The organism is Pseudomonas sp. 13B_3.2_Bac1 (assembly GCF_025466205.1).
In the GTDB taxonomy this organism is placed as follows: Bacteria; Pseudomonadota; Gammaproteobacteria; order Pseudomonadales; family Pseudomonadaceae; genus Aquipseudomonas; species Aquipseudomonas fluorescens_H.
The window spans coordinates 1-9,288 of the sequence record NZ_JANLOG010000031.1 but is presented as its reverse complement, the minus strand read 5'-3'; the positions used below and the strand labels follow the sequence as shown (position 1 = coordinate 9,288).

Annotated in this window: 7 protein-coding genes; 6 read left to right on the top strand and 1 reads right to left on the bottom strand. The window is 62.1% G+C overall.

Annotated features, from left to right (window positions below; translation table 11 throughout):
• The 5 genes from NTD85_RS04880 to gcvH all read left to right on the top strand — a co-directional run.
• The coding region (locus tag NTD85_RS04880; RefSeq protein ID WP_262141565.1) for a transposase at positions 1–244 on the top strand (244 nt) is incomplete at its 5' end.
• A 204-nt stretch (positions 245–448) separates the two neighbouring features.
• Positions 449–1,453: an extracellular solute-binding protein gene (locus tag NTD85_RS04875; RefSeq protein ID WP_262141564.1), complete on the top strand. Its 1,005-nt coding sequence runs from the start codon at positions 449–451 to the stop codon at positions 1,451–1,453.
• A 245-nt stretch (positions 1,454–1,698) separates the two neighbouring features.
• Positions 1,699–3,315 (top strand): ABC transporter permease, encoded by a 1,617-nt coding sequence (locus tag NTD85_RS04870; RefSeq protein ID WP_262141563.1) that lies wholly within the window; start codon positions 1,699–1,701, stop codon positions 3,313–3,315.
• A 156-nt stretch (positions 3,316–3,471) separates the two neighbouring features.
• Complete coding sequence (gcvT, locus tag NTD85_RS04865; RefSeq protein WP_003229291.1) at positions 3,472–4,554, top strand: glycine cleavage system aminomethyltransferase GcvT; 1,083 nt, start codon at positions 3,472–3,474, stop codon at positions 4,552–4,554.
• Positions 4,555–4,602: 48 nt separating this feature from the next.
• Positions 4,603–4,986 (top strand): glycine cleavage system protein GcvH, encoded by a 384-nt coding sequence (gene gcvH / locus NTD85_RS04860; RefSeq protein WP_262141561.1) that lies wholly within the window; start codon positions 4,603–4,605, stop codon positions 4,984–4,986.
• Between the two features lie 56 nt (positions 4,987–5,042).
• On the opposite strand, the gene NTD85_RS04855 is transcribed toward gcvH, so the two are convergent.
• Complete coding sequence (locus NTD85_RS04855; RefSeq protein WP_262141560.1) at positions 5,043–6,185, bottom strand: DegT/DnrJ/EryC1/StrS family aminotransferase; 1,143 nt, start codon at positions 6,183–6,185, stop codon at positions 5,043–5,045.
• Positions 6,186–6,341: 156 nt separating this feature from the next.
• Here NTD85_RS04855 and gcvP point away from each other — a divergent pair, with 156 nt between their 5' ends.
• Positions 6,342–9,215 (top strand): aminomethyl-transferring glycine dehydrogenase, encoded by a 2,874-nt coding sequence (gene gcvP, locus NTD85_RS04850; protein WP_262141559.1) that lies wholly within the window; start codon positions 6,342–6,344, stop codon positions 9,213–9,215.
• Positions 9,216–9,288: the final 73 nt, after the last annotated feature.

Sequence of the window (9,288 nt, the reverse complement as noted above, 5' to 3'; positions counted from 1 at the left end):
TCCTTACAACGACGACAGTGGCAATCACAGCGGGAAACGTCAGATTTACGGAGGGAGAGCCCGTGTCAGACGTGCGCTATACATGTCGTGCTGGGTCGTTATCCGCCATCAAGCCGACTTCAAGGCCCGCTATAAATCCCTAAGAGAACGAGGCAAGAGCGCGAAAGTCGCGCTCATCGCCTGCATGCGAATACTGCTGATCAGATTGAATGCCATGCTGCGAGACGGCACAGAGTGGCGGTGACGAACGGTGGCAGTAAGACAGTTGCTCCCACATTGGAATGCATTTCAAGGGTGGGAGCGGGCTTGCTCGCGAAGGGGCCAGAACCGACGCCATGAATTTCAGCTTGTGCAACATCTGGTAACTCCTTGCTCAAGTGTTCGATTGAGCTGGTAAATGTGAGTCTTTATCATTTGGCCCACATTTTCCGACCGAGAGACCACTCCCATGTTGGCACCCAAGCGTCTTCTGACCGCACTGGCCCTGACCCTGATCGGCAGCGCCACCGCCCAGGCCGCCGACGAGGTGGTGGTCTACTCCTCGCGTATCGATGAGCTGATCAAACCGGTGTTCGACGCCTATACCGCGAAAACCGGGGTGAAGATCAAGTTCATCACCGACAAGGAAGCGCCGCTGATGCAGCGCATCAAGGCCGAAGGCGAGAACGCCACCGCCGACCTGCTGCTCACCGTCGACGCCGGCAACCTCTGGCAGGCCGAGCAGATGGGCATCCTGCAGCCGTTCACCTCGAAAACCATCGACAGCAACATTCCTGCGCAATACCGCTCCTCCATTCACGCCTGGACCGGTCTGAGCCTGCGCGCGCGGACCATCGCCTATTCCACCGAACGGGTGAAACCGGGCGAGTTGACCACCTACGAAGCGCTGGCCGACAAGAATTGGGAAGGGCGCCTGTGCCTGCGCACGGCGAAGAAGGTCTACAACCAGTCGCTGACCGCTACCATGATCGAAGTGCACGGCGCCGAGAAGACCGAAAAGATCCTCAAGGGCTGGGTCAACAACCTGTCCACCGATGTGTTCTCCGACGACGTGGCAGTGCTGGAGGCGATCAATGCCGGCCAGTGCGACGTCGGCATCGTCAACACCTACTACTACGGGCGTTTGCACAAGCAGAAACCGGACCTGCCGGTGAAACTGTTCTGGCCGAATCAGGCCGACCGCGGCGTACACGTGAACCTGTCGGGCATCGGCCTGACCAAGCATGCGCCGCACCCGGAAGCAGCCAAGGCGCTGGTCGAGTGGATGACCACGCCTGAGGCGCAAAAGATCTTCGCCGACGTGAACCAGGAATTCCCGGCCAACCCGGCGGTGAAACCTTCGGAGGAAGTGGCGGCGTGGGGCCAGTTCGTCGCTGATACCTTGCCGGTGGAAGTGGCGGGCAAGCGTCAGGCGGAAGCGATCCGCATGATGGATCGCGCGGGCTGGAACTGAGTATTTGCCGGTCGCTGTGTTCGCTCAAGATCGCTGCCCTCACCCCAGCCCTCTCCCGGGGGGAGAGGGAGCCGATCTCCATGGCTTTCAAGACCGGAGCTCGGCTCGATGTATCAGGTCGGCGTAAATCGAAAGATCACCACGTTCAGTCCCCTCTCCCTCCGGGAGAGGGTTAGGGTGAGGGCAGCAATCTCGAGCTGAAACACCTGAATCAGAACCACCAACCACCCCTCAGAGTCCCAAAAGTGGCCCACCCCGCCCAACGCCGCTGGTATCCCATCGTCCTCGCCATTGCCGCGCTGGTGCTGCTACCCCTGAGTGTTCTGCTGCTGTCGTGGCAGACCATCGATCAGCAAATCTGGTCGCACCTGTGGGAAACCCAGATGCCGCGCCTGCTGGGCAACACGTTGATGCTGGTGCTTGGCGTCGGTGTCGGCGTGACGCTGCTCGGTGTCAGTCTGGCGTGGCTCACCAGCCTCTGCGAATTCCCCGGACGGCGCTGGTTCGACTGGGCGTTGATGCTGCCGTTCGCCATCCCCGCCTACGTGCTGGCGTTCGTCTTCGTTGGCCTGCTGGATTTCGCCGGCCCGGTGCAAACGCTGCTGCGTGAGTGGTTCGGCAGCGGCTTGCGCCTGCCACGGGTACGCTCCACCGGCGGGGTGATCGTGGTGCTGGTGCTGGTGTTTTATCCCTACGTTTACCTGCTGGCGCGCACCGCTTTCCTCGCGCAGGGCAAAGGCCTGATGGAAGCAGCGCGGGTACTCGGTCAGTCGCCCTGGCAGGCGTTCTGGCGGGTGGCGTTGCCGATGGCGCGGCCGGCGATTGGCGCCGGTGTCGCACTGGCGCTGATGGAGACGTTGGCGGATTTCGGCGCGGTGTCGGTGTTCAACTTCGACACCTTCACCACCGCCATCTACAAGACCTGGTACGGCTTCTTCAGCCTGCCAAGCGCGGCGCAACTGGCCAGTCTGTTGCTGCTGGTGGTGATGCTGGTGCTCTACGGCGAGCGGCGCGCGCGCGGCGCCAACCGGGCGAGCAACGAGCGACCACGAGTCAAGGCGCTGTATCAGTTGCGCGGACCCAAAGCGTTCGCGGCGACCGGTTGGTGCCTGGTGGTGTTTGCCTGCGCGTTCGTGATTCCGCTGCTGCAACTGCTGGTGTGGTTCTGGCAGCGCGGGCGCTTCGATCTGGATGAGCGTTACGCCGGGCTGATCCTGCACACCCTGTATCTGGGCGCTATGGCGGCGTTGATCACCGTCAGCGTCGCGCTGTTGCTGGCGTTTGCCCGACGTCTGGCGCCGACCCGAGCGATCCGTTCCGGAGTCAGTCTGGCCAATCTCGGTTATGCGCTGCCAGGTTCGGTGCTGGCGGTGTCGATCATGCTGGCGTTCAGTTATCTCGACCGCGCATTGGTGATTCCGCTGTCGGGCTGGCTCGGCGGCGCCGGCAAGCCGCTGCTGCTGGGCAGTCTGGCGGCGTTGCTGATGGCCTATCTGGTGCGCTTTATCGCGGTGGCCTACGGGCCACTGGAAAACAGTCTGGCGCGTATACGGCCTTCATTGCCCGAAGCGGCACGTAGTCTGGGTGTCAGTGGGCCGCGACTGTTTTTCAAAGTGTATCTTCCGTTGTTGCTGCCCGGCACGCTGAGTGCAGCGTTGCTGGTGTTTGTCGATGTGCTCAAGGAAATGCCCGCCACCCTGCTGATGCGCCCGTTTGGCTGGGACACGCTGGCCGTGCGGATCTTTGAAATGACCAGCGAGGGCGAGTGGGCGCGTGCATCGCTGCCGGCGCTGACCCTGGTGTTAGTTGGTTTATTGCCGGTCATCGGCCTGATCCGCCGCTCGGCGCACCGAAACACTTAGTAGTGAGTCCTGAATCATGCGGCTACAATGCGCGGCATTCGGTGCGGTTCGTCTGATAGACCCGTTCGCTGAAATCGGCTGAAAGCCTTCTATTTCGTGGCTTTCACCCCGTACAGCGGCTGTCCGCACCTTCGCCACGCCCGGAAGGAGAAACCCATGGGACAGCGTACGCCTCTGTATGACCTGCATCTTGCCCTCGGCGCGAAGATGGTCGATTTTGGCGGTTGGGACATGCCACTGCATTACGGCTCGCAGGTCGAGGAACACCACGAGGTGCGCCGCGATTGCGGGGTGTTCGATGTTTCCCATATGACCGTGATCGACGTTGATGGCCCTCAGGCCAAGGCCTGGCTGCAGCATTTGCTGGCCAATGACGTCGAACGCCTGCACCGCCCCGGCCGTGCGCTCTACAGCACCATGCTCAACGAGCGTGGCGGCATCGTCGACGACATGATTGTCTATCGCCTCGAAGACCGTTATCGCCTGGTGTTCAACGCCTCCACCCGCGACCAGGATCTGGCGTGGATGCAGGCGCATGTCGCCGGTTACGAGGTGCAACTGCACGAGCGCCAGGAACTGGCGATGCTCGCCATTCAAGGCCCACAGGCCCGGCACAAGATTGCCGAACTGGTGACCCAGTCCCGCGCCGCACTGATCCAGCACCTCAAACCGTTCGAAGCCGAAGTCGATGGCGACTGGTTCATTGCGCGCACCGGTTACACCGGTGAAGACGGGCTGGAAATCGCCTTGCCGGCCGAGCAGGCACCAGGCTTCTTCAACGATCTGGTCGGCGCCGGCATTTCTCCCATCGGTCTCGGTGCCCGCGATACGCTGCGGGTCGAGGCCGGGATGAACCTCTACGGTCAGGACATTCATCAAGATGTCTCGCCGCTGGCGTCCAATATGGCCTGGAGCATTGCCTGGGAACCGGCCTCGCGGCAGTTCATCGGCCGTGCTGCGCTGGAAGCGGAAAAAGCTGCCGGTGTTGCGCACAAACTGGTGGGGCTGGTGCTTGAGGAGCGGGGTGTTTTGCGCGCCCATCAAGTGGTTCGTATCGCCGATGTTGGCGAAGGAGAGATCACCAGTGGTAGTTTCTCTCCTACGCTAAGCAAATCGATTGCCCTGGCGCGTGTACCGATGGCCACAGCCGACCGCGCCGAAGTGGAAATCCGTGGCAAGTGGTATCCGGTTCGAGTGGTCAAACCGACCTTCGTGCGCCATGGCAAAACCTTGATCTAACCTTTTCCGGCGGGCCTGACCGCTGACAATTTCTTGAGGACACCGAGCATGAGCAATATCCCCGCTGAACTGCGTTTTGCCGAAAGTCATGAGTGGGCGCGTCTGGAAGCCGACGGCACCGTTACCGTGGGCATCAGCGATCACGCGCAGGAAGCGCTGGGCGATGTGGTGTTCGTTGAACTGGCCGAAGTCGGCAAGGTGTTTGCGGCCGGTGATGCAGCTGGTGTTGTCGAGTCGGTGAAGGCCGCGTCCGACATCTACTCCCCGGTCGGCGGTGAAGTGATCGCGGTCAACGAAGCGCTGGCTGACTCGCCGGAAGAACTGAATAACGATCCGTACGCTGCATGGATCTTCAAGCTCAAGCCAAGCGACAAGGCCGAGCTGGACAAGCTGCTGGACGCTGCTGCCTACAAGGCTGCCATCGGCGAATAAGCAGACTGTAATACTGCAAAAGCCCCGATCTCTCGGGGCTTTTTTGTGGGCGTCGATCAGGCGTCGCGCAATACCGCTTTCACTGCCGCCACCGAACGCTCGACGTCGTCCTTGGTCATGCTGGTGAACATCGGCAACGACACAATCAGTCGCCCGACTCGTTCGGCTACCGGCAACATGGCTTCCTTGAACCCGCGCTCGCGGTACAGGCTCAGCAAGTGGATCGGCGGGTAGTGATAGCCGATGCCGATGCCGCGTGCCTGCATCTGTTCCATGAACGTGGCGCGGGCCGGCAAGCCGTCCTTGCGTTCCGGCAGGACCAGCTGGAACAGGTGCCAGTTGCTCTGGGTGAAATCCGCTGGCGGCAGTTGCGCGCCATAGGTCGCTTCAAAGTCATCGCCAAAACATTTGAAGTAGTGCCGGGCCAGTTCCTGACGATGGGCGGTCAGCGCCTCGATATGGGCGAATTGACCCAGGCCGATGGTGGCGGCGATGTCGGTCATGTTGAACTTGCCGCCGAGCACGTCGACGTCCAGACCGTCGAAGCCGTTGCGGGTCACGCCCTGCAGGCGGTACTTCTCCGCCAGCCGTGCTTCTTCCGGGGTGTTCAGCACCAGACAGCCGCCTTCGGAGCAGGTGACGTTCTTGTTCGCCTGGAAACTGAACGAGACGAAATCGCCGGTGGCGCCGATGCGTTGACCGTTCCAGCTCGAACCCAGGGCCTGAGCGGCGTCTTCGACAATGCGCAAGTTGTGTTTGCGGGCGATGGCGTACAAGCGTTCCATGTCCACCGGCAGGCCGGCGAGGTACACCGGAATCACCGCTTTGGTGCGCGGGGTGATGGCCGCTTCCAACTGGTCCAGATCGATGTTGCGGGTCACCGGATCGATGTCGGCAAACACTGGTGTGGCGCCGACTTCGAGGATCACGTTGGCGGTGGCGACCCAGGAAATCGGTGTGGTGATCACTTCGTCACCCGGGCCGATGCCGGCGATGCGCAAGGCGATTTCCATGGTGCAGGTGCCGGAGTTGAAGGTGCGCACCGGGCGCCCGCCGAAGTATTCCGACAGTTGTGCTTCAAAGGCCTGGACCTTCGGCCCGCTGGTGATCCAGCCGGAGCGCAGCACATCGCCGACGGCGGCAATCGTGGCTTCATCAATGACAGGTTTGGAAAACGGCAGGAACGGCAGTTGGCTCATGAGGATTCGATCATCCGAAAGTTGGACGCCTGATGCAGGCGCTACAGCATGCCCCGGAACCCCCTCTGCCGCCAAGCCGTGCGCGTCGGTATCGGCTGCTATGCTGGTTTGACCGTGTTGCATTGACGCCGAGCGCCAGCCAAGAGAGAGCCCGTCATGTCCCAGTTGCCATCCTTGAGCCAGTTACGCGACCCCGAAGCCTTCCTGCGCCGCCATTTGGGGCCCGACGCCACCGAACAACAGGCGATGCTCGACAGCCTCGGCCTCGGCAGCCGGGTCGAACTGATCGAGCAGACGGTGCCGCCGGGCATTCGTCTGAATCGGGCGCTGGATTTGCCGCCGGCCCTCGACGAACAGGCGGCGCTGGCCAAACTGCGCGGGTATGCCGAGCAGAACCAGGTCTGGACCAGCCTGATCGGCATGGGTTACCACGGCACGCTGACGCCAACCGTCATCTTGCGCAACGTGCTGGAAAATCCCGGCTGGTACACCGCGTACACCCCGTATCAACCGGAGATCGCCCAGGGCCGTCTCGAAGCGTTGTTGAATTTTCAGCAACTGACCATCGACCTCACCGGGCTTGAACTGGCCAACGCCTCATTGCTCGACGAGGCTACGGCTGCTGCGGAAGCCATGGCCCTGGCCAAGCGTGTGGCGAAGTCGAAGAGCAATCTGTTTTTCGTCGATGAAAATTGTCATCCACAGACCATTTCCGTGGTGCAGACCCGCGCCGAAGGCTTCGGCTTTGAACTGATCATCGACGCTGTGGATAACCTCAGCCAGCATCAGGTGTTCGGCGCGTTGCTGCAGTATCCCGACACCCACGGCGAGATCCGTGATCTGCGCCCGGTCATTGATCAGCTGCACGCTCAGCAGGCGTTGGCCTGCGTCGCCACCGATCTGCTGAGCCTGTTGCTGTTGACGCCGCCGGGTGAACTGGGCGCGGATGTGGTGTTCGGTTCGTCCCAGCGCTTTGGCGTACCGATGGGCTACGGCGGCCCGCATGCGGCGTTTTTTGCCAGCCGCGAAGAGTACAAACGGGCGATTCCGGGGCGGATCATCGGCGTGTCGAAAGACGCCCGAGGCAATGTGGCGTTGCGCATGGCCCTGCAAACCCGTGAGCAGCATATTCGCCGCGAGAAGGCCAATTCGAACATCTGCACCGCGCAGGTGCTGCTGGCCAACATCGCCAGTTGCTACGCGGTGTATCACGGGCCGCAAGGCTTGAAGCGCATCGCCCAGCGTGTGCACCGCTTGACCTGCATTCTGGCTGCGGGCCTTGAGCGCCATGGCATCCAGCGGGTCAACGGGCAGTTTTTCGACACCCTCACGCTGGAGGTGGGCGGCGCGCAGACCGCGATCATCGACAGCGCCAGGGCCGCGCAGATCAACCTGCGGATTCTCGGCCGTGGCCGAGTGGGGTTGAGCCTCGACGAGACTTGCGATGCAAACACGGTGGCCAAACTGTTTGATGTGCTGCTGGGTGCCGATCATGGGTTGAACGTCGACGAAATTGACGCAGAAGAGCTGGTTTCCGGGATTCCCGAGCACCTGCAACGCAACACGCCTTACCTGCGCCATCCGGTGTTCAATGCGCATCACAGCGAGACCGAGATGCTGCGCTACCTCAAGCAACTGGAGAACAAGGATCTGGCGCTCAACCAGTCGATGATCCCGTTGGGCTCCTGCACCATGAAACTCAACGCCACCAGCGAGATGATCCCGATCACCTGGCCGCAGTTCGCCAACCTGCACCCGTTTGCGCCTCGGGAGCAGGCGGTCGGTTACACCTTGATGATCGAAGAACTGCAGCGCTGGTTGTGCGCGATCACCGGGTTCGATGCGATCTGCATGCAGCCCAACTCCGGAGCCCAGGGCGAATACGCCGGGCTGTTGGCGATTCGCAAATATCACGAGAGCCGGCAGCAGGGCGCGCGGGACATTTGCCTGATTCCTTCTTCGGCCCACGGCACCAACCCGGCCTCGGCGCAGATGGCCGGAATGCGCGTGGTGATCGTCGAGTGCGACGAGGCCGGCAACGTCGATCTGGACGACCTGAAAACCAAGGCTGCCGCGGCGGGGGACAAGTTGTCGTGTCTGATGGCGACCTATCCGTCGACCCATGGTGTGTACGAGGAAGGCATCAGCGAGATCTGCGAAGTTATCCACCAGCACGGCGGGCAGGTGTACATGGACGGCGCCAATCTCAATGCGCAGGTCGGGCTGGCGCGGCCGGCGGACATTGGCGCCGATGTGTCGCACATGAACCTGCACAAGACTTTCTGCATCCCCCACGGCGGTGGCGGGCCGGGCATGGGGCCGATCGGCATTCGCGCGCATCTGGCGCCGTTCGTTGCCAATCACCCGGTGGTGCCGATTGACGGCCCGTTGCCACAGAACGGCGCAGTCAGCGCGGCGCCGTGGGGCAGTGCGAGCATTTTGCCGATCAGCTGGATGTACATCGCGATGATGGGGCCGCAACTGGCGGATGCCAGCGAGGTGGCGATCCTCGCGGCAAATTATCTGGCGCAGCATTTATCCGGCGCATTTCCGGTGCTGTACACCGGACGCAACGGGCGGGTGGCCCATGAGTGTATTCTCGATCTGCGGCCGTTGAAGGCGCAGACCGGGATCAGCGAAGAGGACGTCGCCAAGCGCCTGATGGACTATGGCTTCCATGCGCCGACCATGTCCTTCCCGGTGCCAGGGACGTTGATGGTCGAGCCGACCGAGAGCGAGTCCAAGGCTGAACTCGATCGGTTCATCGGCGCGATGCTGAGCATCCGCACGGAAATCACCGAAGTGCAGAACGGCAACTGGCCGGCGGAGGACAACCCGCTCAAGCGCGCGCCGCATACCTTGGCGGATGTTACCGGAGTGTGGGAGCGGCCTTACAGCATCGAGCAGGGGATCACCCCGGATGCGCATACCAAGGCGCACAAGTATTGGCCGGCGGTGAATCGGGTCGATAACGTTTATGGGGATCGCAATCTGTTTTGTGCCTGCGTCCCCGTGGACGATTACCGCTGATCCTCAGGAAACACACAGACCCATTGTGGGTGCGGGGGGGGGGGGGGGGGGGGGGGGGGGGGGGGGGGGGGTG

What these genes read in the sequence shown, in the direction of transcription:
- NTD85_RS04875 (WP_262141564.1), top strand. Translation starts at nt 449, where the DNA reads ATGTTGGCACCCAAGCGTCTTCTGACCGCACTGGCCCTGACCCTGATC.
- gcvT (WP_003229291.1), top strand. Translation starts at nt 3,472, where the DNA reads ATGGGACAGCGTACGCCTCTGTATGACCTGCATCTTGCCCTCGGCGCG.
- gcvH (WP_262141561.1), top strand. Translation starts at nt 4,603, where the DNA reads ATGAGCAATATCCCCGCTGAACTGCGTTTTGCCGAAAGTCATGAGTGG.
- NTD85_RS04855 (WP_262141560.1), bottom strand. Translation starts at nt 6,185, where the DNA reads ATGAGCCAACTGCCGTTCCTGCCGTTTTCCAAACCTGTCATTGATGAA.
- gcvP (WP_262141559.1), top strand. Translation starts at nt 6,342, where the DNA reads ATGTCCCAGTTGCCATCCTTGAGCCAGTTACGCGACCCCGAAGCCTTC.